Origin of the sequence: Gemmiger formicilis (genome assembly GCF_016900095.1) — a bacterium.
Taxonomy (GTDB): domain Bacteria; phylum Bacillota; class Clostridia; order Oscillospirales; family Ruminococcaceae; genus Gemmiger; species Gemmiger formicilis_A.
Map to the genome: position 1 here is coordinate 14,939 of NZ_JACJJP010000009.1, position 24,910 is coordinate 39,848.

Consider the following 24,910-nt stretch of genomic DNA (forward strand, 5'->3'; position numbering starts at 1 on the left):
GAGTGTGAAGCATGGCCGGACAAAATGTATCGCCCATGATGCAGCAGTATTTTGAAATCAAGAAGCAGCATCCCAATGAAATCCTCTTCTACCGTGTGGGGGATTTTTATGAGATGTTCTATGATGATGCGCTGACGGCTTCCCGGGAGCTGGAACTGACCCTGACAGGGAAAGCCTGCGGCCAGGAAGAGCGTGCGCCCATGTGTGGTGTGCCTTTTCACTCCTATGAAATTTATGTGGCCAGGCTGATTGCCAAAGGATACAAGGTTGCCATCTGCGAACAGATGGAAGACCCCGCCACCGCAAAAGGCCTGGTCAAGCGGGATATTATCCGGGTGGTGACTCCGGGCACCGTCATCGAGAGCAGCATGCTGGCGGAGGACAAGAATAACTATCTGTGTTCCATCTACGCCAAAAAGGTGCGTGGCGGCTGGAAAGCCGGTATCTGCTTTGCTGATATTTCCACCGGCGAAGCCTACGCCACCGAACTGCACAACGAAAAGATGGGCGGGGCGCTGATTACCGAACTGTGCCGGTATATGCCCAGTGAAATCCTGATCAACCCCGCCGTGCTGGATCTGAAGGACCTGACCAACTACATCAAGCAGCATACCAATGCCCTGGTGGAACTGCGGGAGGAATCCTGTTACAAACAGGCGGTTGTGGAGAGCATGCTCAGCCGTCAGTTCGGTGAGGACTGGAACAAGAGCTGCGGCTTTGCACCCGACGGGCTTGTGCCCCAGGCGTTCGGTGCATTGCTTGGGTATCTGTACGAGACCCAGAAGCACGGCACCGAGCGCATCAAGGCGGTGCAGAACTACGCCGATGCCCAGTACATGCGCCTTTCGGCGGTAACCCGGGCCAACCTGGAATTGACCGAGACCATGCGCGGTCGTGAAAAGCGCGGCACCCTGCTGTGGGTGCTGGACAAAACCGAAACGTCCATGGGCAAGCGGATGCTTCGCTCCTGGATTGAGCAGCCGCTGGTGGACAGCGAGGTCATCAATGAACGGCTGGACGCGGTGGAAGCCCTGTACAACGCCAATGTGGGGCGGGCCGAGCTCAAGGAGGCTCTTTCCCACGTGTTTGACATCGAGCGCCTGACCACCCGCATCCTGTACGGGTCGGCCACGCCCCGGGAGGTAAAAGCCCTGGGAGATACCTGCCAGCGCCTGCCTCAGGTCAAGGAACAGGCCGCCGCGGCGGGAGCCAAGCTGCTGGATAACCTGGCGGACGCCATCGATCCGCTGTCCGATATTCTGGACAAGGTCAGCCGCGCCCTGGTGGACGATCCCCCGGCCAACCTCAAGGATGGCGGTGCCATCCGGGAAGGCTACAATTCGGAAGTGGACGAGCTGCGGGATATTATGCACGGCGGCAAGGGGGTCCTTTCCCAGCTGGAAGCGGACCTGCGCCAGCAGACCGGCATCCCCAAGCTGAAAATCGGCTTCAACAAGGTGTTTGGGTATTACATTGAGGTCAGCCGCAGCTATGTGGGCAGCGTGCCCGATACCTTCACCCGCAAGCAGACCCTGACCACCGGCGAACGGTACATTACTCCCGAACTCAAGGAGCTGGAAAACAAGATTCTGGGTGCCAACGAACGGCTGCTGGCCTTGGAACATCAGCTCTTCTCCGAACTTCTCAACGATATTTCGGCCCAGCTGCTGCGCATCCAGCGCACCGCCACGGCGGTGGCCCAGCTGGATGTGCTGGCCTCCTTTGCCGAGGCAGCCGTCCAGAATAACTACGTCAAACCCACGGTGGATGACAGTGATGTACTGGACATCGCGGAAGGCCGCCATCCTGTCATTGAACAGATGCTCAAAAGCAGTCTGTTTGTTCCCAACGATACCACCCTGGATGAAAGTGAAAACCGCATGCTGATCATCACCGGCCCGAACATGGCCGGTAAATCCACCTACATGCGGCAGAACGCCCTGATCGCCCTGATGGCCCAGATCGGCAGCTTTGTGCCGGCAACCCAATGCCATGTGGGCGTGGTGGATGCCATTTTCACCCGCGTGGGCGCTTCGGATGACCTGGCAGCCGGTCAGTCCACCTTCATGGTGGAGATGACCGAAGTGGCAGAGATTCTTAGCAACGCCACCAAGTCCAGTCTTGTGATTCTGGATGAAATCGGCCGGGGCACTTCGACCTTTGACGGCATGAGCATCGCCCGCGCGGTGGTAGAATACATCTGCGACAACATCGGCTGCAAGACGCTGTTCGCCACCCATTACCATGAGCTGACCGCCATGGATCAGGATGTGTTCGGCGTCAAGAATTACAACATTGCCGTCAAGAAGCGCGGGGATGACATCACCTTCCTGCGGCGTATTGTGGCTGGTCCGGCAGATGACAGCTACGGTATCGAGGTGGCCAAGCTGGCCGGACTGCCGGACGCCGTCATCAAGCGGGCTCACGCTGTGCTGCGCCAGCTGGAAGCCACGGCCCCCGGTGCCAATACCGCCATGCAGCTGGATTTTGAGACGGTGGAAGCCTACAACAATCCCACGGTGCCCAGCGAAGTGGTGGACAAGCTGCATCAGATTGATGTGGAGACCCTGACCCCGCTGGAAGCGCTGAATTTCTTGTACGAACTTAAGCAGGCGCTGAAATAAAGGCGCGTTTTTATGAATAAGGCAGGTGAAACGCAATATGGCACAGATTCATGTGCTGGATAAACACACCGCGGAGCTGATTGCTGCCGGTGAGGTGGTGGAACGCCCCGCCTCGGTGGCCAAAGAACTGCTGGAAAATGCCATTGACGCCGGTGCTACCCAGATATCTCTTTCCATTGTACGGGGCGGGATCCAACAGCTGCAAATCTCGGATAACGGCAGCGGCATTGAAGCGGAATCCATTGAAAATGCGTTTGTACGCCATGCCACCAGCAAGATTGCCACCGCCGATGACCTGACCCACATCCATACGCTGGGCTTCCGCGGCGAGGCGCTGGCGTCCATTGCCAGCGTGGCCCGGGTGGAACTGCTGACAAAAACCGACGCCGACGAATTTGCCTACTGCTATCGCATCGAAGGCGGCGAAGCCCTGGGACTGGAACCCGGTGCCCGTGGCCGCGGCACCACCATCACGGTCAACGATCTCTTTTACAACACCCCTGCCCGCATGAAGTTCCTGAAAAAGGATGTGAGCGAGGGAACCTTTGTGGCCGATGCCGTGTTGCATGTGGCCCTTTCCCATCCGGAAATTTCCTTCCGTTTTGTGCGCGACGGCAAGCAGCAGTTTGTCACCCCCGGAGACGGTTCGCTGCGCAGTGCCGCCTATGCGGTTCTGGGACGGGAGTTTTCCCGGGATCTGCTGGAATTGGAAGGGGAGAACGGCGTCTATAAGATCAAGGGCCTGATCACGCCGCCCCGTGCCTGCCGGGCTTCCCGCAGTGCCCAGCATTTTTATGTCAACGGTCGGTACGTCAAAAACCGGACCATGATGGCCGGGCTGGAAAATGCGTATAAAGGTACCCTCATGCAAGGGCGCTTTCCCGGCGCGATTCTGATGCTGGAGATGCCGGCCGAACTGGTGGATGTGAATGTCCATCCGGCCAAAACCGAAATCCGGTTTGCCCGGGAAAGCGATGTGTTTGATACAGTATATCGCGCTGTCCGCTCGGCTCTCAGCACCCCGGGCAGTGGGGAATGCAGGTTTGAGCTGGGACACAAGGCTCCGGAGGAAGCGCAAGAACCTTCCCGGACGCCCACTGCCGCTCCCGCCCCGAGACCGGCAACTACCGCCCATCAGCCTTCTGCTCCGCAGCCGCAAAAACATTTTGCCACCCTCTCTGCGGCGGAATACCGGGCTCTGAACCAGATGACCGCAGGCGTGACGCCGCGGCCGGTGCCGGGGCTGCAAAAGCCGCCGGTACCGGATGAAGTGCCTCTGGAATCGGTGCCTGTTTCTCCTCAGTCCGAGGCAGTTCTGGATATTCTGCCGGATTTGCCGGAACAGGAACCCGCCGCACCGGAAACGCCTGCCGTTCCGGCACCGAGAAAACCGGAAGACGCCATTTCCAAGCCGGAACCTTCCGATACCGATGCGCCCGTGATCTCACAGGCGCCGGCCGGTGCACCGGAACAGACGGAATCTCCCCACGCGCTGAGCGCCCTGCCCACCGAGACCCCGGAGCAGACCACCTTTGACCCGGAGCCGGCCTCCAAGCCGCTGCGCCTGGTGGGGGAAGTGTTCAAGACATACATTATTACAGAGCGGGACGGAGAGATGTGCCTGATTGACAAGCACGCCGCCCATGAACGGATTCTGTTCGAAAGCCTGTCCCGGGATTACGGCAATGTACCGGCACAGATGCTTCTGATGCCGGTGCAGGTCAATATGAGCGCCCCGGAAAAGCTGGCAATTCTGCAGAATCAGGAACTTTTGCAGAACGCGGGCATTGAAGCCGAAGATTACGGCGGCCCCACCGTGGTGGTGCGTGCGGTACCTGCCGACGTGCCGGTGGACGATGTGGCGGACATGCTGCTGGAACTGGCCGGACATCTGATGAACGGCGCCCATGACGCGCTGCGGGAAAAAACCGAATGGGTGCTGCACTCCATCGCATGTCGTGCGGCCATCAAGGCCGGGGATAAGACCAATGCCGAAGAGATGATGGCGTTGGCACAAAAGATCATGGACGGTACCGTTCCGCCGTTTTGCCCCCACGGACGCCCTTGTGTGCTGAAAATCACCCGGAAGGAGCTGGAAAAGCAATTTGGACGCCTTGTCTGATAAGGATCTTCCCCGTGTGGTGGCCATCGGCGGGCCTACAGCCACAGGCAAAACCGCTTTGTCGGTGGCGCTGGCGCAACGGTTTCAAGGGGAAGTAATCAGTGCGGACTCCATGCAGATATACCGTGGTCTGGATGTGGGTACCGCCAAGGTCACACCGGAAGAGTGTTGTGGCATACTTCATCATCTGGTGGATATACTGGACCCGGAAACACCGTTCAGCGTGGCGGATTTTGTAAGTGCCGCCGATCAGTGCATCCAATCCATCACCGCAGCCGGGCATCTGCCCCTGGTAGTCGGCGGGACGGGATTGTACATCACCAGTTTGCTGAACGGACTCGGGTTTGCCCCGGAAAAGGGTGACCCGTCCGTCCGCGCCAATCTGGAACAGCGTGCCATCGCCGAAGGGAAAGAATCTCTCTATCGGGAGCTGCAGGAAATTGACCCCGAATATGCCGCCACGGTCCATCCCAACAATCTGCCCAGGGTCATCCGGGCTCTGGAATTGTACCGGAACACCGGACGACGGATGAGCGAGCATCGCCGGGAGGCCAGAAATACAAGACCCCCGTACCGGTCCCTTTGTATCTGTCTGGGGTATCATGACCGCGGGCTTCTATACCAGCGCATTGACCAGCGGGTTGACCGTATGCTGGAAAAGGGGATTCTGGAGGAAGCCAAACGGGTATACGTTCATCGGGATATCTACCGAACAGCGGCGCAGGCCATCGGGTACAAAGAATTCTTTCCCTATTTTGAGGGCACGCAATCACTGGAAGCCTGTACGGACAAACTGAAGCAGGCTTCCCGCAATTACGCCAAACGGCAGCTGACCTGGTTTCGCCGCCAGCAGGATGCCGTCTGGCTGTATGTAGACGAGGATGGAGATTCTTTGGCACAGCGTGCCGAAACACTGATTCGTCACTTTTTACAAGAATAAAGAGCAGGGGAGGAATTGCCCATGCCGGAAAGAGAAAAAAGCCGTCACGCAGCCATGAAGGCTGCCTTTGCCATGGGCACCCTGCTGTTTCTGCTTGCGGCTGCGTATATCATCGTACAGTTGTATGCCATTCTGGGCCGGGAATACAAAACCGAAACCGCTCTTGTCTATACCATGGCCGACAGCGTCAATTTGTCCGGTTTTGTTATGTTTGACGCGGTCAATGTGCCGGGTGATGGTAACCTTGGGTATCTTGCCGAAGATGGAGAACGAGTGACGGAAGGGGCCGTTATCGCTGAGAAATATACGGATGATTCCCAGAGCGCGGCCAGAGAACAGCTGATCCGGCTGAATAACAGCATTGATTTGCTGACCAAGTCCCAGAACTCTGCCGGCAATGATCTGTCCCTTCTGACCACCCAGACCAAAACCGCTCTGTATAATCTGTTGGATCAGCTGGACACCGCTTCCTACAGCGGAATGCTGGATGCGGAATCCGAGTTTCTGCTGGCCCAGAACCGGCTGCAGGTGTCCACCGGCCAAAGCAGCGGTTTTCAGTCCACCATTGCGGAACTGGAAGCCGAGCGGGATCGGGTGGCCGCCCAGCTGAGCGGTCTTGAAACCATCACGGCGGAAAAGAACGGATATTTTATCTCTGGTGCGTCCGCCATGCCTTTGGATCTGGACGAGCAGACTTTGAAGGACGCCACGCCGTCGCAGCTGCGGGATCTGCTGAACGTAGGGGTGGCCGACAGTACCGAAAGTCTGGCGGGGCGCATCGTGGAAGGTTTTTCCTGGCGCTTTTACACCGTGTGTGGCCTGGACACCGCCGAACGCTTCGATGGCGTAACGAATGTTCGCATCAGTATTCCCGGCAAGGAGGACACCCCTTTGGATGCCGTGGTTTCTTCGGTGGATGTGGATGAAGAGGCGGAACTGGCGAAAGTGGTGATCGAATGCCACACCATCAACGCCGATGTGCTGCGCCTGGGACAGGAAATGGCGCAGATCGATCTGCAGACATACCAGGGGCTGCGTATTGACAAAGCGGCCCTGCATATTGTGGACGGGCAGAAAGGCGTTTACGTCAAATACGGCGACCTGCAACGATTCCGTAAAATCACCATCCTGTATGAGGATGACCATTACATGTTGGTCCCCGCCGATGGGGCCATCGGCTCGGACAGCGAAGTGCGTTTGTATGATGAAATTATTGTGGAAGGCAGCAATCTGCAGGACGGTGGACTGATTTAGTGTCGTAACAGGTGGAATTATCGCCATTGTATTGACAATTGGACAAAAAAAGACGATAATAATTTATGTGTATCGCTGGAACTATTGTCCGTCCAGTCGTGTACAACCACCTGATATGGTATACTATCTTGATTTGATTATCTTAAGAGAAGCGAAGGAGAATTCATCATGTCAATGTTTGACGGCCTGAAAAACGTTCTGGGTATCAACCAGGACCCCGACGGGGACGCCTATGTGGATGATACCGAGGACGAAATCTTCGCAGGGGGACAGGGCGGTTCGGCTGCGCCCGATACCTATGCGCAGCGCGAGCCGGCACAGCAGCGCAACAAGGTTGTAAACATCAACGCCACCACCCAGCTGCAGGTTGTTCTGGTCAAGCCGGAGCGTTTTGACGATGCTTCCACCATTGCCGACCAGCTGAACGCCAAGCGCACGGTTGTGCTGAACCTGGAATCCACCAACAAAGAAGTGTCCCGTCGTCTGATTGATTTTCTGTCTGGTGTGGCCTACGCCAACAACGGCCAGATCAAGCGTGTGGCTACCAGTACCTTTATCATCACCCCGTACAACGTCGATATTATGGGCGATTTGATCGACGAACTGGAGAACAATGGCGTCTTCTTCTGATACCGGTGTTCGCGGATTTGTTCCGCCCCAAAATGAGGCGGAACGTTTTTTGATGCACCGTGTGCAGGAATTGTGCGAGCTTGCACACCGGCGTGGGATTCCACGCAGCACCGGTTTTCTGTCTGACAGGGAACAGATTCTTGCATCGGCAGCCATGAACAGGGAAGACTGTACATACGGGCGTTTTTGGGGTGGCTGGTCTCAGGCGGAACGCAAGGTTCTGTGCCTGGAGCCGCCAGACACATGGCAGCTTGAACCCGTTGCCGCCCTTCGGCTTACCGCGCTCCATGCACAACCGCCCCGTGTTCCCGGACACCGGGAATATCTGGGGGCTATCCTCGGCCTTGGTCTGGACAGGGCCTGTCTGGGCGATATCTTGTCTGACCCCGAGGACCCCTGTGTGATGTATGCCTTTGTTCTGGAAGACAAACTGGATTTCTTGGCCCAGGAGCTGCACCAGGCGGGGAGTTTTTCCGTGCGGGCAGAGCCATGTGAGACGGTTCCGGAGCGTGTGCTGGCGGAACCTGACCGTGAGTTGCATGATACCACGGTGTCCAGTCTGCGGGCGGATGCAGTCCTGGCTGCCATGATGCATACCTCGCGCACATTGGCGGCCCAGGCCATTTCCGGAGGCAAGGTGGAGATCAACCATCTGCCGCTGCACAGTGCTGCGGAACCCGTTTATGCGGGAGATTTGTTCACCGTGCGCGGGGCCGGACGCTGGCGTGTCAAGGAAATTGGCGGAACCAGCCGGAAAGGTCGCCTATTCATCACTTATTTTCAGTATTGAAATTGAGCAGGATCGTAAACGATACGGCTTTTGCCCGAACAGGAGGAGTAACGGATGATTGCTTCGGAGGATGTCCGCCGCGTGACCTTTGAGCGCGCGATGCGCGGGTACCGCTGCGAGGATGTGGACGATTATCTCAAGCAGGTTGCGGACAGCATTGATGCGCTGAGCGCCGAAAACGAAGACCTGCAGAAAAAGCTGGTTGTTCTGGCACAGCGGATTGACCAGTACCGTGCGGAGGAAGATACCCTTCGCACGACCATGATCAACGCCCAGCGGCTGGGCGAAAATGTGATCCGTGAAGCCAAGCAGAAGGCGGCCGAAATCATCCGTGCGGCCAATATCAAGTCCGAAGACCGGGAACAGCATGCCCGTGACGAGGTGGAACTGGCCAAGCAGGAACTGATCACCCTGAAAAAGGAAGCGGACAATTTCAAAAAGACCCTGATGGGAATGTACCGCGAGCATATCGAAGTGCTCAGCAAGATACCGGAATATCCGGGAGAGCTGGCCCAGGAGGCCGCCGCAGAGCAGAAAGCCCAGGCATCCGCTTCCTACCACCAGGAGCCGGAAGAACCCGAACCCGAGCCTGCGCCGGTCCAGCCTGAACCGGCCCCGGCCTCGGAACCTCAGCCGGTTCAGCAGGAGGAGCCCGTTTACCAGGAACCTGCCTATGATCAGCCGGAATATTATGCCCCCACCGCCGCAGACCCGTCTCAGGAAGGCAAAATCGATACGGTGGAATTTGCCATTGCTCCCAAACCGGAGGAGCCGGACCCGGAATATTATCCGCCCGAACCTGAGCCGCAGCCCGCGGACGAACTTCCCGATGCATCGGGACTGTATGCCGATGTGACCCCGGAGCCGCCCAAGAAGACGACCCGCAGCCGCAGTACCACCAAAAAAACCACCACCCGCAAGACGAAAACGGCCAAGCCTAAGGAAGAAAGTCTGCCGTCCGCCTTTGATTCGTTCCAGGGTGTGGATTATAACGACTAACCCCGCAGTTTTGGCGGTGAGTTTTGCCGCCGTGCCGCGGTGATTATATCAATTATAGAGGGAGTTGGAGACCTTGGCGCAAAATTACAACGATACCATCCACAAGATGGCTACCCCGTTTGAGATGCGGGCCGGCCTGCCGAAAAAGGAACCCAAAATGCTGGAAGACTGGGAGAAAAACCATGTCTATGAGCAGATGATCAAGAACAATGAGGGCTGCCCGGATTTTATCCTGCATGACGGCCCCCCGTATGCCAACGGCAGCATTCATATGGGCACTGCCCTGAACAAGATCATCAAGGATATCATTATCCGTTACAAGAACATGGCCGGTTTCCGTGCGCCTTACATTCCCGGCTATGATACCCATGGTCTGCCCATTGAGTTGAAAGCTCTGGGTTCTCTGGGGGATAAGAAGGCCGGTATTTCCAAACTGGAACTGCGCCATATCTGCCGTGAATTCGCCACCGAACACATCGACGTGATGAACAGCCAGTTCAAGCGCCTGGGCGTACAGGGCGATTTCGATAACCCTTATCTGACCCTGCGTCCGGAGTTTGAAGCCCGCCAGGTGGAAATCTTCGGCAAGATGGCCCAGAAAGGCTACATTTACAAGGGTAAGCGTGTTGTGTACTGGTGCCCGGAAGACCAGACCGCTCTGGCGGAAGCTGAGATCGAGTACGGCGAGGACGAATGCGATTCTCTGTACGTTCGTTTCAAGCTCACCGGTGATCCCAACGGCGTGCTGGCCAAGGCCGGTGTGCCGCTGGACAAGGCCTGGATTGTGATCTGGACCACCACCACCTGGACCCTGCCTGCCAACGTGGCTACCTGCCTGCATCCCGATTTCGACTATACCTTTGTCAAGATCGGCGATGATTACCACATCATGGCTGCCGAGCGTGTGGAAGCGACCATGAAGGCCTGCGGCATTGAGGATTACACCGTTCTGGATGTGCGTATTCCCGGCCGCGACCTGGAAATGATGGAGTACAAGCATCCCTTCCTGGACCGCACCGGTCTGGTGATTCTGGGCAACCACGTCACGCTGGACAGCGGTACCGGCTGCGTTCATACCGCTCCCGGCCACGGCGCCGAGGACTTTGATGCCTGCGTGGGCCATTACCCCCAGCTGCCCATTGTGATGCCGGTGGACGCTGCCGGCTGCCTGACCGAAGAGGCTGGCAAGGAATTTGCCGGCCTGAAGGTCTGGACCGCCAACAAGGTCATCCTGGAACACATCCGGGAAAGCGGGCATCTGATGGGCGTGGAGCACATTGTGCACCAGTATCCCCATTGCTGGCGCTGCCACCATCCCATTATCTACCGTGCCACCGAGCAGTGGTTCTGCTCCATCGACGCCTTCAAGGAAGACGTGTACAAGGCCGTCGACAATGTCAAGTGGCAGCCGGCCTGGGGCCATGACCGTATGACCGGTATGGTCCGTGATCGCAGCGACTGGTGCATCTCCCGTCAGCGCGTCTGGGGCGTGCCGATCCCCGCTTTCTACTGCAAGAAGTGCGGCAAGTATCACATCACCGAAACTTCCATCAAGGCCGTGTCCGATCTGTTCCGCAAGGAAGGTAGCGACGCCTGGTACAAGTATGACGCCAACGACATCATGCCGAAGGGCGAAACCTGTGAATGCGGTGCTTCCGACTGGGAAAAGGACAACGACATCATGGATGTCTGGTTCGATTCCGGCTCCACCTGGAGCGCTGTCTGCCGCGAGCGTCCGGAGCTGCGCTGGCCCGTTGATCTGTATATGGAAGGTGCCGACCAGTTCCGCGGCTGGTTCCAATCCAGCCTGCTGACCAGCGTGGCTACCGAAGGCATTGCTCCCTACAAGGGCGTTCTGTGCCATGGCTGGGTTGTGGATGCCCAGGGCAAGCAGATGCACAAGTCTGCCGGCAACGGCATGGAGCCGTCCGAGATCATCCGCGACTACGGCGCTGATATCATCCGTCTGTGGGTCGCTTCCAGCGACTACACCGTGGATGTGCGTGCCGGCAAGGAGATTTTCAAGCAGCTGTCCGAGGCCTACCGCAAGATGCGCAACACCGCCCGATTCATGCTGGGCAACCTGGGCGATTTCAATCCCGCCAAGGATATGGTGGCCGATGACCAGCTGTTCGAGATCGATCGCTGGGCTCTGGAGGCCGTGGCGGAACTGACCCGCACCATGCGCGCCGCCTATGATGAGTATGATTTCTCCCGCGCCTATCATGCCATCTACAATTTCTGCGTCATCGACATGTCCAACTTCTATATGGACGTGATCAAGGATCGTCTGTACTGTGCAGACGATCGTGCGCGCCGCTGCGCACAGACCGCTCTGTACCGCATTCTGGTGGACTTCACCAAGCTGTTGGCTCCCATCCTGTGCTTCACCAGCCAGGAAATCTGGAGCTACATCCCGAAGCTGCCGGACATGAAGGACTATGTTGTGTTCGAGCGTATGCCTGAGCCGAAGCCCGCTGCCGACGAAGCGTTTACTGCCAAGTGGGAGCGCATCATGGCGGTCCGCGACGATGTCAAGAAGGTTCTGGAGCAGGCCCGTGCCGATAAGGTCATCGGTTCTTCTTTGGAAGCGGCTCTGACTTTGTATTGCAACGACGATCTGTACGATTTCCTCAATGCCATTCCCATGGACGAGCTGGCCGATCTGATGATCGTTTCTCAGGTCAAGCTGGAAAAGGGCGAAGGCGGTGCCAAGGGCACCGTGGAAGGCCTTGGCGTCAGCGCCGCCCATGCCACCGGCAACAAGTGCCTGCGTTGCTGGAAGTTTGACGATGCCGTGAACGAAGAGGGCCTGTGCCCGCGCTGCGCTGCTGTTCTGAACCGCGGCTGAGCGTTTCCGTAACGGCCATCCAGGCAAAAAAGAAGCCCTGTGGGCGGTGCTTTACATCTGATGGAAAGCACCGCCTTTTGTGGCTTATCAGGAATTTGGATTCCGCGAAAGGTAGTTTTTCCTATGCTGTATGGCGTATGTTTTCTGATCGGCGGGCTTGCTCTGGCCGCACTGGATCAGCTCATCAAGATATGGGCAACCACCTACCTGATGCCCATTGGCAGCGCCCCGTTGGTTCCTGGCTTTGTGGAACTGCGGTATGTGCTGAATGACGGCATGGCCTTTTCCATGCTCAGCGGCCGCCGCTGGCTTCTGATTGCGGTGACCGGTGCGGTGTTGCTTGTGGTGGCCCTGGTGCTGCTTTTCCGTAAGATGCCCCGCCTGGAACGGATTGTTTGGATGCTGATCCTGGGAGGCGGTCTTGGCAATCTGATTGATCGCGTCAGAACCGGCGTGGTGGTGGATTACCTGAATTTTCAGTTTATGGAATTTCCGGTTTTCAATTTTGCGGATATCTGTGTGTGTACCGGCGTGGGACTTTTGATCCTTTCGCTGGTTCTGGATCTTGTGCATGAACGCCGCAACGCCTCGGAAAAGGCGCCCGGCAAGGGTGATACCACCGATGCAGACGCTTGAATTTACCGCCACTCCGCAGGATGCCGGTCAGCGAATGGACCGCTGGCTGTCTGACTGCTGCTCGGAGCTTTCCCGCAGCGCTTTGCAAGCCTTGATGGAACAGGGAATGGTCCTGCGGCAAGGCGGACCCGTAAACAAGAAAGAAAAGGTTGCCGCAGGGGATACCGTACAGATTACGCTGCCGGATCCACAGCCCATTGAGGCAATCCCGCAGCCCATCCCCTTGGACATTGTGTATGAGGACGAACATCTGCTGGTAGTTAACAAGCCGAAAGGTATGGTGGTCCATCCCGCCCCGGGCAACCCGGATGGCACTCTGGTCAACGCACTGTTGTATCATTGCGCCGGCGGTCTTTCCGGAATCGGCGGCGCCATCCGCCCGGGTATCGTCCATCGCATTGACAAGGACACCAGCGGCCTTTTGGTTGTGGCAAAGGACGACGCCACCCATCAGGGATTGAGTGAGCAGATGGCGGTCCACGATATTCACCGTGTGTACCATGCAGTGGTTTACGGCAATCTGAAGGAAGACTGCGGCACGGTGGATGCTCCCATCGGCCGCGATCCCAAGGACCGCAAGAAAATGACGGTCACTCTTACTAACTCCAAACCGGCACGCACCCATTGGCGCGTATTGGAACGGTTCGGCAACTTCACCTACATTGCTTGCCAGCTGGAAACCGGCCGCACCCACCAAATCCGTGTGCATATGGCATCCATCGGTCATCCCTTGGCCGGCGACTCCGTGTATGGGCCGCGGAATGTCATCCGTTTTCTGAACGGGCAATGCCTGCATGCCAAAGAATTGGGCTTTGTACATCCCATTACCGGGGAGGCCCTTCGGTTTGACAGCGAACTTCCGCCCTACTTCCAAGACTACCTTACGCGTCTGAGAAAGGAACATCGCAGATGAAACGGAACCTGCATGATTATCTGGTTTTTTGCGATATGGACAATACACTTCTGACGGCCAAAGAGGGCATTCCGGAGTGCAATCGTACCGTGATCCGTCTGTTTATCCAGATGGGCGGACGCTTTACGGTTGCATCCGGCCGGCCGCCCGAATCCATCCGCGCCGCATTGGGCGATATCCATCTTTCGCTTCCGGCCATCGCCTGCAACGGTGCGCTGCTGTACGATTTCAATGCCAATCGGGTTCTTCGCCATGCAACCCTGGAACGGGCGCAGGCCACCACAGCCATTTTGGATATCGCACAGAAATTCCCCCAGATCGGTGTGGAGGTTATGGCCGGAGCAGGGGAGATGTATGTGATCCGGGCCAATACATACACCCATGCCCACCAGGTGGATGAAAAGCTGTCCGGCGTGGCTTGCCCGGTGGACAGCGTTCCCGACGGCTGGGTCAAGGTTGTGTTTGCCGCAGACCCGGAAACCATCCGCAAAGTGGGCCAATATGCCAAAACCCGGTATTACGGCCGCGAAAACTATTTCTTGGCCACCAACAGCATCTACCTTGAAATTATGCCGGCAGGAATCGGCAAAGCTTCCGGCCTGCGGGATATGTGTACCTTGTTGGGAGAACCGATTCAGAATACTTTGGTGATCGGCGATTATTACAATGACCTGGAAATGATGCAGCAGGCCGGATATTCGGTGGCGGTTGCCAATGCACCGGCGGAGGTAAAAGCCGCAGCCAACGAAGTAACCACCTGTACCTGCGTGGAAGGCGCTGTGGGCGAATTCCTGTACAAGCTGATCGAACAGTCCACCTGATTCCGGAGGGAGGGTGTTTGCCGTGCGTGTGAGTGATCTATTGAACCGGGACAGTGTGCTCCTGCATGCCGATATGGAAGATGCCGCGGATGCCTTGGGTGTTCTTGTGGAATTGCAGGAATCCAACGGTGTCATTACCAACGGAACCGCCTACTACAACGCCATCTGTGAGCGGGAAGCCGCCGGCGGCAGCACTGCCATCGGGGACGGTATGGCTTTACCCCACGCCTGCACTACCGGCGTGGCAGCTCCTGGCGTTGCGGCGCTGACCCTGCGCCACGGCGTGGATTGGGGGGCGCCGGACAACCGTCCCGTGGACCTGATCTTCATGATCGCCGTTCCGCCGCAGGCACAGGCAGAGCATCTTTTGATCCTGGCTCGTCTGGTCAATCTTTTGTCCGACGCGAATCTGGTCAAGGAATTGCGTGCCAGCGTCTCCCGGGAAGATTTTATCATGCGCATGGCACGGGCAGAGGCCTCTCGCTTTGCCTGACAACCGGCGATGCCGGATCATAGGGGAATGAAGTTCTCCCCGGGGAAACCCAAACCGCTTTAGTGGCTGATGACTTCTGTGATTTCTTTTGTCGCAGAAGTCATCGGCTTTTTTATTTTCGTTTATTTAGGAGGAAAACCATGCTTACATCACTGGCTTTCATTTTTCTGGTGGGTCTGTCGGCGGCAGCCCTATGCCGCATTCTCCATCTACCCCGCATTATTGGTATGTTGCTCACCGGCGTTTTGCTGGGACCTTATGTGCTGAACCTGTTGGATCCCATTATTTTGCAGGCTTCGTCCGATCTGCGCCAGATGGCTCTCATCATCATTCTGCTCAAGGCCGGACTGTCTCTCAACCTGTCCGACTTGAAAAAGGTAGGGCGTCCGGCAGTCATGATGTCCTGCGTTCCTGCCACTTGTGAACTCCTGGCTTTTGTACTGTTTGCCCCTACTTTGCTGGGCATCAACCGGATCGAAGCAGCCGTCATGGGAGCTGTGCTGGCTGCGGTGTCGCCGGCCGTGGTGGTGCCCCGCATGGTGAATCTGATGGAACAGCGTTGGGGCACGGAAAAAGGCATTCCGCAGATGATCATGGCGGGGGCCTCCTGCGATGATATTTATGTGATCGTGCTGTTTTCCACTTTTGTGGGCATGGCCCAGGGCGGCAGCGCCCACTGGCAGGACTTCGCCCAGATTCCCATATCCATCGTCCTGGGCGTGCTTCTTGGCGCGGTTGTCGGATGGGGGCTGAGCCTGTTTTTTGAAACCGCCTACGCCCGTCGCCAGTATGTGCGCAACAGTATGAAAGTGATTATTGTGCTGGGGTTGTCCTTCCTGTTGGTAGCCGTGGAGAACTGGCTGAAGGGGATTGTCCCGCTGTCCGGCCTGATCGCTGTGGTGGCAATGGCCTGCACACTCAAATTAAAATCCACACCTTCCGTTTCCAGACGCTTGTCCGAAAAATTCGGCAAATTGTGGCTGGCTGCGGAAGTGATTCTCTTTGTGCTGGTGGGGGCGGCTGTGGACATCCGGTATACCCTGCAGGCGGGTCTTGCCGCTGTAGCCATGATTGCTCTGGCCCTCGTGTTTCGCTCCCTGGGCGTTTTTCTGTGCATGTTTGGAACCCGGTTGTCCGGCAAAGAACGACTGTTCTGCATGATTGCCTATCTGCCCAAAGCCACCGTGCAGGCAGCCATCGGCTCGGTTCCCTTGTCTTTGGGGTTGCCCTGCGGACAAATCGTATTGACGGTGGCCGTCGTTGCCATTCTGATCACAGCACCCCTGGGAGCGTTGGGAATGGATGCAACCTACCGGATTTTACTGACGCACGCCCCCGCCCAGGATACGGAATAAAGGGGTTGCAACACCATTTTCTTCTTCCTGACGGCTAAAATATGTGCATTTTGACTATTTTTTCTTTCTGAAAAGCGGTCTGTTTGTGAATTTGCATCTTGCCAGAGCTTAAAAGCTGTGCTATACTTTAAAACATTAAATCGCAAAAGAGCTGTGCGTGAATCTTTTGCGACAGCGAGGTTATCAGGAGGAAGAAAGATGAAAAAGCGTATTGTTTCCCTCATTACGGCAGGGTGCATGGTGCTGGCTCTGGCCGGTTGTACTTCCGGCGGCACCCAGGAAAGTTCTTCGGCTGCGTCTGCATCCGGTACGACAGAATCCCAGAGCAGTGAAACCGCGGCGGAAGGTGCCAAGTACACCATCGGTATCTGCCAGCTTGTCCAGCATGATGCCTTGGATGCCGCCACTCAGGGCTTCAAAGATGCCATTGTGGAGGCTCTCGGGGAAGATGCCGTCACCTTCGATGAGCAGAACGCCCAGAACGATACCAATACATGTGCTACCATCATCACAGGCTTTGTGGCCTCTGACGTGGACCTGATCCTGGCCAACGCCACGCCCGCCTTGCAGGCGGCCCAGGCCGGTACCGACACGATTCCCGTGTTGGGTACTTCTGTCACCGAGTACGGCGTAGCCTTGGGCATTGATGACTTTGACGGTCTGGTGGGAACCAACATTTCCGGCACCAGCGACCTTGCTCCTCTGGATGAGCAGGCGGCTATGATCCAGGAACTGTTCCCGGATGCAAAGACCGTAGGTCTGCTGTACTGCAGCGCCGAAGCCAACAGCCAGTATCAGGTGGATACCGTCAAGGCGGATCTGGAAGCCATGGGCTATACCTGCGAATACTACGCCTTCAGTGATTCCAATGACCTGTCCACTGTTTGCCAGAGTGCGGCCGATGCCAGCGATGTAATCTACGTGCCCACCGACAACACCGCCGCCAACAACACCGAGTTGATCAACAATATCTGCTACGGCAAGGTTCCTGTTGTGGCCGGTGAAGAGGGCATCTGCGCCGGTTGCGGTGTGGCAACCCTGTCCATCAGCTACTATGACCTGGGCGTAGCCACCGGCAAGATGGCGGTCAAGATTCTGACCGGCGAGAGCAAAGTGGAAGAAATGCCCATTGAATATGCGCCGCAGTTCACCAAGAAGTACAACCCGGCCAATGCCGAGGCTCTTGGCATCACGATTCCTGACGATTATGTCGCAATCGAGAAATAACGAATTCAGCGTTCTGCACTGAGAAGCGGCAGAAAGCCACGGAAGGGGAAACCTGTTTTCGTGGCTTTTTGCCGTGAATGCGGTTCATCAATTTTATTTGTAGAGAGGATTGTTTCTGTGGAAATCTCAACACTGTTCAATGCCATGCCCGGCGCCTTTTCGCAAGGGCTGATCTGGGCCATCATGGCTATTGGCGTATACATCACCTTCCGGATTCTGGATGTTGCCGACCTGACGGTCGACGGTACTCTCGGTCTGGGCGGCGCTGTCTGCATTATGTGTATGCTGGCAGGCATGAATGTCTGGGCCGCCATGGCACTGGCCTTTGCGGCCGGGATCCTTGCCGGGCTGGTCACCGGTCTGTTCCATACCCTGATGGGAATTCCCGCCATCCTGGCCGGTATTCTCACCCAGCTTTCTCTGTATACCGTCAACCTGAAGGTCATGGGAAAGGCCAACCAGGCCATCAATGTGGATAAGTATGACCTTCTGATCTCTCTTCGCTTTGTCAAAGGTGTGCCGATCTGGCAGAATACCATCGTGATTGTTGCCCTGATTGTGGTACTGCTCATTGCCATCCTGTACTGGTTCTTCGGCACGGAACTGGGTTGTTCCGTGCGTGCCACCGGCTGCAACGGCAATATGGCCCGGGCCCAGGGCATCAACACCAGCTTCACCACTGTTTTGGGCCTGATGCTCTCCAACGGGCTTGTGGCATTTTCCGGTGCGCTGCTCTGCCAATACCAGGGATTTGCCGACGTTTCCATGGGACGTGGCGCCATCGTTATCGGTCTGGCAGCCGTCGTGATCGGGGAAACGCTGTTCAGCAAGATTTTCCGCAACTTTGCCCTCAAACTGCTCAGCGTGGCCATCGGCAGCATTGTCTATTATCTGGTGATGCAGGTATGCATCTGGTTCCGTATCGACACCGACCTGCTCAAAATGCTCAGCGCCATCGTGGTGGCGGTTTTCCTGGCTGTGCCTTACTGGAAGGCCAAGTATTTCACCCGCGTGAACGTTCACAAAGGAGGCGCCGACCGTGCTTGAGCTGAAAAATATCTATAAGACTTTCAATGTCGGTACCGTCAACGAAAAGGTGGCACTGAACGGACTGTCTCTCACCCTGGAAGACGGCGATTTTGTGACAGTAATCGGGGGCAACGGCGCCGGTAAGTCCACCATGCTAAATGCGGTGGCCGGTGTGTGGCCCATCGATATGGGCAAAATTCTGATCGACGGCAAGGACATTACCCGCCTGCCCGAACACAAACGCGCCAAGTATATCGGACGCGTTTTTCAGGATCCTATGATGGGCACCGCCGGAACCATGGAGATTGAGGAGAACCTTGCTCTAGCGGCTCGGCGCGGCGACGCCCGTACCCTCAAGGCCGGTATCACCAAGCAGGAGAGGGAAATGTATCGGGAGCGACTGAAGATTCTGGGACTTGGTCTGGAAGACCGCATGACCAGCAAGGTGGGGCTTCTGTCCGGCGGTCAGCGGCAGGCCATCACCTTGCTTATGGCAACTCTGAAAAATCCCCGCCTGCTCCTGCTGGATGAACATACCGCTGCTCTGGACCCCAAAACGGCGGCCAAGGTGTTGGAACTGTCGGAAAAAATCGTACAGCAGAATCACCTGACCACCCTGATGATCACGCACAATATGCGGGACGCCATCAAATACGGCAACCGCCTGATCATGATGCATGAAGGCCGCATCATCTATGATGTGCGCGGAGAAGAGAAAAAGGCTTTGCAGGTGTCTGACCTGTTGGCTCGCTTCGAGCAGCTCAGCGGGGACGGCGCCAATGATCGTATGTTGCTTTCCTGATTTCTGTACATACCCTAAAGACGTCAGCTGTCCTGTCTGACGTCTTTTTTCTTTTGGCGGCATATTTCTCAAAAGAATATCAAATTTTGAAGAAGTGATTTTCAAAAGCGGCTTTCTGTGTTATAATATACATCACTGTTACTGTGCCGGTTTATGCCCGGTGAAAACCAGATGTCGGGAGGAACGAAGATGCTTATGTACGATGCCGTGTTGTTTGATGTGGACGGCACGCTTCTTCATTCCCGGCCCGGCATCTGTGATACCTTTGCCTACGCTTTTCGGGCGATGGGCATCGATCCGGACAAGATCGATCTGAGCCGGTATCTGGGGCCGCCCCTTCGCCAAAGTTTTGCCGAGCATTTCCGGAGTGAAGCAGACGTGGAAAAGGCCGTTACACTGTACAGAACACGCTATGCGCAGCGGGGCATGCACATGTGCACGCCGTTTCCCGGCGTTGTGGAGATGCTGAACACCCTGCAGGCTGCCGGCATCTTGATGGCAACGGCTACCTCCAAACCCACAGCCGTGGTTACGCCGATTCTGCAGGAGCAGAATCTGGGCAGTTACTTTTTCCGCATCGGCGGCGCAAGCCTGGATAAAAGCATCGACACCAAAACAGCGGTCATCCATTCTGTTCTTCAAGACCCCCGGCTTCAGGGCAAGCGGGTCCTGATGGTGGGGGATCGCCGTGATGACATGGAAGGCGCATCCTCTTGCGGAATTGATGCAGCAGGGGTCTTGTACGGGTACGGAAGCCGGGAAGAACTGGCTGCCTGGAACCCGGTCACACTGGCCCTGGATTGTGCCGCGCTGACAGATTTTATTCTCCGCACATAACACATAAAAAGATTTCACCGCAACATAGAAACGGAGGTATCTTTCAATATGAGCCGCAATGGTTTCCGCGGGGCTTCTTTCAGCCCCACACAGCGTCGCGCCTGCCTTGTGCTGGTGCTGTGCGTTCTGGCTGTTATTCTCACTTTTGTGTGTGCATGGATTGTTCCCGGCATGCTGGGTGCCGGAAAGGGCAACAAAGAAAGCGCAAATTACGACAGCAGCCTGTATCCGGTGGATACCTCTCTGGATGCCGTACTGAAAGAATCGACGTCTTCTGACGCTTCCTACGCTTCCACCATCGCCTACGTGGGCGACGAATATACCAAATCCCTGAAGGATTCCGGCCAGATCACCCTGAACCAGTATCTGGGCAAAGATGGGCTTGCGGTGAGCAAAGCACTTCAGGAATACTGCATTTACTTTGAAAACGATTCCAACTCCTACACCATCCCGCAGGCCCTTGCCAAGATGAAGCCCCGCCGCATTGTGGTCACACTGGGCAACAATGATCTGGGGTCCGGGTTGTCGGTTGATGCTTTCGTCCAGGATTACCAGCATATGCTGGAAGGCTTTTCCACCGCCTATTCCTACTGCGATATTATTGTGAATTCCATTCCGCCGGTTGCGCAGGATTCGCAGAATGCCGCGGCCAACCAGCTGCTGATTGACCAGTACAACCAGGCGCTGGCCAATATGTGCAACGAAGCCGGCTATAAGTTCCTGAACAGTGCCGAAGTGCTGAAAGATGACACCGGTTTTGCCGACAGCAATTTCATCAGTGGGGAATCCTTCACCACCAACGGTGCCAAGGAACTGGTCAACTATGTGGTCTCCCATGCCTATGACGCGGAAGACCGTCGCCCTGATGCCAGCGATATTCCCAACCGCGCCGAATCCGCCTCCCAGAGCGCCGGAAGCACCGCTACTGCCACCCCGACGGCAACGCCTTCCGTCCACAAGGTCGTCTTTGAAATTGAAGACGGAAAAGGCACCCTCAACGGCAACAACCAGACCGGTGTGACCAAGCTGGAATTCGAGGTGGAAGACGGCGAAACCATTACTGTGGAAGCTGTTCCCGCCGACGGGTATACCTTCTTTGGCTGGAGTGACGGCATCAAGAACACCAAGTGGGTCAAAAAGGTCACCCAGGATATCTCGGTCACCGCCATGTTCAATAAAAAGACCACCGCCACCTTGACCATTGACGAGGGCAACCAGACCATGCACGTGGGGGACAGCATCACCTTCCACGCCACCCTGATCGTGAATGATGCAGCCGCCAGCGCGGATAATGTACAGTGGGCTGTCAACGGGGATTTGGTGCGCAATGGATACAGTTATGCGTTCAGCCCCACGGCCACAGGCACTTACACCATCAAAGCCGGCATTGAGGTAGATGGGGTTTATGCCTCTCAGGAAATTACCGTTACGGTGGAGGAGGCGCCTACAAGGGTCTCGGTCACCGGTGTTTCCAGCATGCCGGCAGGCAGCTCCACAACGCTGACCGCCACCGTTGAAAATCAGGTGGGGGACATCACCTGGTCCTGCCCGCAAAAGCCCGATTGGTCCGCTACCGGCAATTCGGTACAGTTTACCGCCACCGGTGTGGGTGAGTATACCATTTGCGCCACCAACAACGGCAAAACGGCCGAGTTCAAACTGACCGTGACCGAGGCAAAGCAGACGCCCGCCCCCACCGCCACACCTTCCGTCGATCAGGATGACGACGATTGATTTTTCCTTTTGAGGAAGATGAAAACGGGATTTTTCCCTTATGCTGATCTTCCCGTCCTGACACAGGAATATTTACAGGAGCAATTTTATGGCTTATTATACTTGTTTGCTGTTGGATGCCGACAATACATTGCTGGATTTTGACGCCGCCGAGCGGCAGGCGATGACAGATACCCTCATGCATTATGAGCTGCCTTATGACGAAGCAGCCCTGGACACGTATCATTCAGTGAACCGCCAGCTGTGGGATCGCCTTGCCAAGGGGGAGCTGTCCAAAAATAAGCTCTTCTCCATTCGATTCGGTCAGTATCTCAAAGCTATGGGGCTTCCGGACAACGGAAAAGGCCGGGAGATGAACGACTATTACGAAGATCAGTTGTCCAATCACGCCGATCTGCTGCCCGGTGCACTGTCTGCCCTGCACGAGCTGGCAGAGGTAGCAACCCTTGCCATCGTTTCCAACGGTGCGTATAAGGTACAGAAATCCCGGATCGGGGCTTCCGGACTGGAGACTTTCATAGACGGGGTGTATATCTCGGAAAAGATCGGCGCCACCAAGCCGAACCCCAAAATCTACGAAGCCGCCCTGCGGGACTTGGGCATCACGAACCGTTCCCGCGTTTTGGTGGTGGGGGATGATCTGCTGGCTGACATCCGGGGCGGTAAAAACGCCGGACTGGATACCTGTTGGGTCAATTTTACCGGCGCCGAGAACACAACCGGAATTGAACCGAAATACACCATCGGTTCGTATGAGGCATTGTACCAAATTGTGATGGAACCGGAAGAGCTGGATAATATTGGTGTGCGCAATCGCCGACACATGAATGACCAGTAACGGGATACTGATGCCGCTGCTCTGTGGGGCAGCGGCATCTTTCGGTACCGCCGCCCCCTTGCGTCAAGGCGGGAATAACGAAGGATGAAAGGTTGAAAGCATTATGCTGATCGAATTGCAGAACCTTGGAAAGAGCTTTGGGGAACATGAGGTTCTGGCCGGAATTACCGCAGGCGTCGAAAAAGGTGACCGCATCGGAATCATCGGCGCGAACGGGACAGGAAAAACAACGCTTTTCCGCATTTTGTGCCAGGAAAGCCAGCCTGACACGGGGGAGGCCGTTTTTGCCAGCGGCGTTACCTGCGGCTATCTGGAACAGTCCGGCCATCTTGCCCCGGAAAAAGACATTTACGAAACCATGAAGCTGGCATTTACACCGGCGCTGGAAGCCATGGAGCAGCTGGAATATCTGCAAAAGCAGTTGTCCCAGGATCACGGCCCGGAATTGGAAGCGCAGATTTCCCACTGTACAGCCGTGATTGATGCCATGGATGCGTATAACATGGATACGCAGATCAAAAAGGTGCTCAACGGCATGGGCTTTCCCGCTGATACATGGACGAAGAAGGCCGGCGTACTTTCGGGCGGAGAGCAGACTCGCCTGCGTCTGGCCCGCCTGCTTCTGGAACGGCCCGACATCCTGATTCTGGACGAACCTACCAACCATCTGGATCTGGAAACCATGGAATGGCTGGAAAGCTATCTCAAAACCTATCGTGGGGCGGTTCTAGTGGTCAGCCATGACCGGTATTTTCTGGATGCCGTATGCACACGGATCTGGGAGCTTGCGGGCAAAACCATTCTGACGTACAAGGGCAACTATTCCGCCTATCTGCCCCAGCGGGAAGCGGCGGACGAACGGCAGCAGAAAATGCACGACGCCGCTGTGGAAAAGGCTGCCAAATTGCAGGACTACATTGACCGCAACCTGGTGCGCGCCTCCACCACCAAAATGGCGCAAAGCCGGCGCAAGCAATTGGAAAAGCTGGAAATTGTGGATGCCCCGCAGCGTCAGGGCCGGGAACTGAACTTCCGGTTCGAATATGATATCGAGCCGTATGATGAACTGGTGATCATGAAAGGTCTTACCGTCCGCATCGGTGACCGCACCCTCCTGGAACCTCTCGACTACACCGTCCATCGCGGGGACAAGCTGGTGATTGCCGGTCCCAACGGTGCCGGCAAGTCCACGCTTCTGCAGGTTCTTGACGGCAAACGGCGACCTTCCGGCGGTATGGTCCGCCTCGGGTCCGGCGCCAAGGCGGGCATCTTTACCCAGCAGCAGGCGCGCCGTGCCGGCCGGGTGATCGATGCCATCTGGAATCAGTATCCGCGTTTCACCGAGCTGGAAGTCCGCAGTCACCTGGCCCGTTTCGGGTATCGCGGGGAGGAAGTCTTCAAGGATTGCGCCACCTTGTCCGGCGGCGAACTTGCCAGGCTGCGTTTTGCCGAACTTTCGCTGGAACGGCCGAACCTGATGTTCCTGGACGAACCCACCAACCATCTGGATATCTATATGCGGGAGAGTCTGACCAACGCGCTGGCAGCTTATACGGGCACGCTGCTTCTGGTCACCCATGACCGCTATCTGATGCAGACTTTGGGTTGCCCCATCCTGTATCTCCAGAATGGAAAAGCCGTCTTTTACCGTGATTTTGCTGCGTTGCATGCGGCGTCCACCAGCACGGAACCGGTCAAGAATCCCGGCAAGGATGAACGTCCGTCGCGTGCCGGTTACGGAAAGGAACAGCGTCGCCGCCGTGCCGAGCTGCGGAACCGGATCAAAGAGTTGGAAAACAAGATCGAGGATCTGGGTGCCCGCATCGTTGAGTTGGAAAATGAGATCAACGACCCGGAAGTGTTGAAGGATCATCTGCTTCTTCGTGACAAATGCGATGAACTCGATGATACCCGTTTTCATCAGCAGGAGCTCTTTGACGAGTGGGAAAAGTTGGCGGAGGAACAGGAAAAGCTGGAAGCCGAAGAAGCTTCCGAAGCCTGATGCACGCTTCCGG

The 24,910-nt window shown here is 56.4% G+C and carries 20 protein-coding genes and 1 riboswitch; all 20 genes read left to right on the forward strand.

The window, feature by feature from the left end; genetic code table 11:
* Positions 1-11: 11 nt before the first annotated feature.
* The gene (gene mutS / locus H6B15_RS05930; protein ID WP_204647067.1) at positions 12-2,624 is read left to right on the forward strand and encodes a DNA mismatch repair protein MutS; all 2,613 of its coding nucleotides are present in this window, start codon (positions 12-14) and stop codon (positions 2,622-2,624) included.
* Between the two features lie 37 nt (positions 2,625-2,661).
* Positions 2,662-4,746: a DNA mismatch repair endonuclease MutL gene (gene mutL / locus H6B15_RS05935; RefSeq protein ID WP_204647069.1), complete on the forward strand. Its 2,085-nt coding sequence runs from the start codon at positions 2,662-2,664 to the stop codon at positions 4,744-4,746.
* Complete coding sequence (miaA, locus tag H6B15_RS05940; RefSeq protein ID WP_243424308.1) at positions 4,739-5,686, forward strand: tRNA (adenosine(37)-N6)-dimethylallyltransferase MiaA; 948 nt, start codon at positions 4,739-4,741, stop codon at positions 5,684-5,686. The genes mutL and miaA overlap by 8 nt, the downstream gene beginning before the upstream one ends.
* A gap of 21 nt (positions 5,687-5,707) precedes the next feature.
* Positions 5,708-6,940, forward strand: a complete 1,233-nt coding sequence (locus tag H6B15_RS05945; protein ID WP_204647071.1) for an HlyD family efflux transporter periplasmic adaptor subunit — start codon at positions 5,708-5,710, stop codon at positions 6,938-6,940.
* A gap of 168 nt (positions 6,941-7,108) precedes the next feature.
* Positions 7,109-7,570 carry a cell division protein SepF gene (locus H6B15_RS05950; protein ID WP_204647073.1) on the forward strand — a complete coding sequence of 154 codons (462 nt, stop codon included), beginning with the start codon at positions 7,109-7,111 and terminating at the stop codon, positions 7,568-7,570.
* Between the two features lie 154 nt (positions 7,571-7,724).
* Entirely contained in the window at positions 7,725-8,360 is a 636-nt protein-coding gene (locus H6B15_RS05955; protein WP_243424309.1) for a YlmH/Sll1252 family protein, read from the forward strand.
* Positions 8,361-8,414: 54 nt separating this feature from the next.
* Positions 8,415-9,359 (forward strand): DivIVA domain-containing protein, encoded by a 945-nt coding sequence (locus H6B15_RS05960; RefSeq protein ID WP_204647077.1) that lies wholly within the window; start codon positions 8,415-8,417, stop codon positions 9,357-9,359.
* Positions 9,360-9,432: 73 nt separating this feature from the next.
* Positions 9,433-12,210, forward strand: a complete 2,778-nt coding sequence (ileS, locus tag H6B15_RS05965; protein ID WP_204647078.1) for an isoleucine--tRNA ligase — start codon at positions 9,433-9,435, stop codon at positions 12,208-12,210.
* 123 nt (positions 12,211-12,333) lie between these two features.
* On the forward strand, positions 12,334-12,846 hold the full coding sequence (lspA, locus tag H6B15_RS05970; RefSeq protein WP_204647079.1) for a signal peptidase II: 513 nt from the start codon (positions 12,334-12,336) through the stop codon (positions 12,844-12,846).
* Complete coding sequence (locus tag H6B15_RS05975; RefSeq protein ID WP_204647080.1) at positions 12,833-13,759, forward strand: RluA family pseudouridine synthase; 927 nt, start codon at positions 12,833-12,835, stop codon at positions 13,757-13,759. The genes lspA and H6B15_RS05975 overlap by 14 nt, the downstream gene beginning before the upstream one ends.
* The gene (locus H6B15_RS05980) at positions 13,756-14,580 is read left to right on the forward strand and encodes an HAD family hydrolase (protein WP_204647081.1); all 825 of its coding nucleotides are present in this window, start codon (positions 13,756-13,758) and stop codon (positions 14,578-14,580) included. Before H6B15_RS05975 ends, H6B15_RS05980 begins: the two co-directional genes overlap by 4 nt.
* 22 nt (positions 14,581-14,602) lie before the next feature.
* The gene (locus H6B15_RS05985) at positions 14,603-15,073 is read left to right on the forward strand and encodes a PTS sugar transporter subunit IIA (RefSeq protein WP_204647082.1); all 471 of its coding nucleotides are present in this window, start codon (positions 14,603-14,605) and stop codon (positions 15,071-15,073) included.
* A 14-nt stretch (positions 15,074-15,087) separates the two neighbouring features.
* Positions 15,088-15,159, forward strand: a riboswitch (Fluoride riboswitch).
* A gap of 54 nt (positions 15,160-15,213) precedes the next feature.
* On the forward strand, positions 15,214-16,428 hold the full coding sequence (locus H6B15_RS05990) for a cation:proton antiporter (protein WP_204647083.1): 1,215 nt from the start codon (positions 15,214-15,216) through the stop codon (positions 16,426-16,428).
* A gap of 198 nt (positions 16,429-16,626) precedes the next feature.
* Positions 16,627-17,655 (forward strand): ABC transporter substrate-binding protein, encoded by a 1,029-nt coding sequence (locus tag H6B15_RS05995; protein WP_204647084.1) that lies wholly within the window; start codon positions 16,627-16,629, stop codon positions 17,653-17,655.
* A gap of 144 nt (positions 17,656-17,799) precedes the next feature.
* Positions 17,800-18,702, forward strand: a complete 903-nt coding sequence (locus H6B15_RS06000) for an ABC transporter permease (protein WP_207751503.1) — start codon at positions 17,800-17,802, stop codon at positions 18,700-18,702.
* Complete coding sequence (locus H6B15_RS06005; protein ID WP_204647088.1) at positions 18,695-19,486, forward strand: ATP-binding cassette domain-containing protein; 792 nt, start codon at positions 18,695-18,697, stop codon at positions 19,484-19,486. The genes H6B15_RS06000 and H6B15_RS06005 overlap by 8 nt, the downstream gene beginning before the upstream one ends.
* A gap of 189 nt (positions 19,487-19,675) precedes the next feature.
* Entirely contained in the window at positions 19,676-20,323 is a 648-nt protein-coding gene (locus tag H6B15_RS06010; protein ID WP_243424310.1) for an HAD hydrolase-like protein, read from the forward strand.
* A 48-nt stretch (positions 20,324-20,371) separates the two neighbouring features.
* The gene (locus H6B15_RS06015; RefSeq protein WP_204647090.1) at positions 20,372-22,057 is read left to right on the forward strand and encodes a GDSL-type esterase/lipase family protein; all 1,686 of its coding nucleotides are present in this window, start codon (positions 20,372-20,374) and stop codon (positions 22,055-22,057) included.
* Between the two features lie 88 nt (positions 22,058-22,145).
* Complete coding sequence (locus H6B15_RS06020) at positions 22,146-22,895, forward strand: YjjG family noncanonical pyrimidine nucleotidase (RefSeq protein ID WP_204647092.1); 750 nt, start codon at positions 22,146-22,148, stop codon at positions 22,893-22,895.
* A 103-nt stretch (positions 22,896-22,998) separates the two neighbouring features.
* Positions 22,999-24,897, forward strand: a complete 1,899-nt coding sequence (locus tag H6B15_RS06025) for an ABC-F family ATP-binding cassette domain-containing protein (protein ID WP_204647094.1) — start codon at positions 22,999-23,001, stop codon at positions 24,895-24,897.
* Positions 24,898-24,910 lie beyond the last annotated feature (13 nt).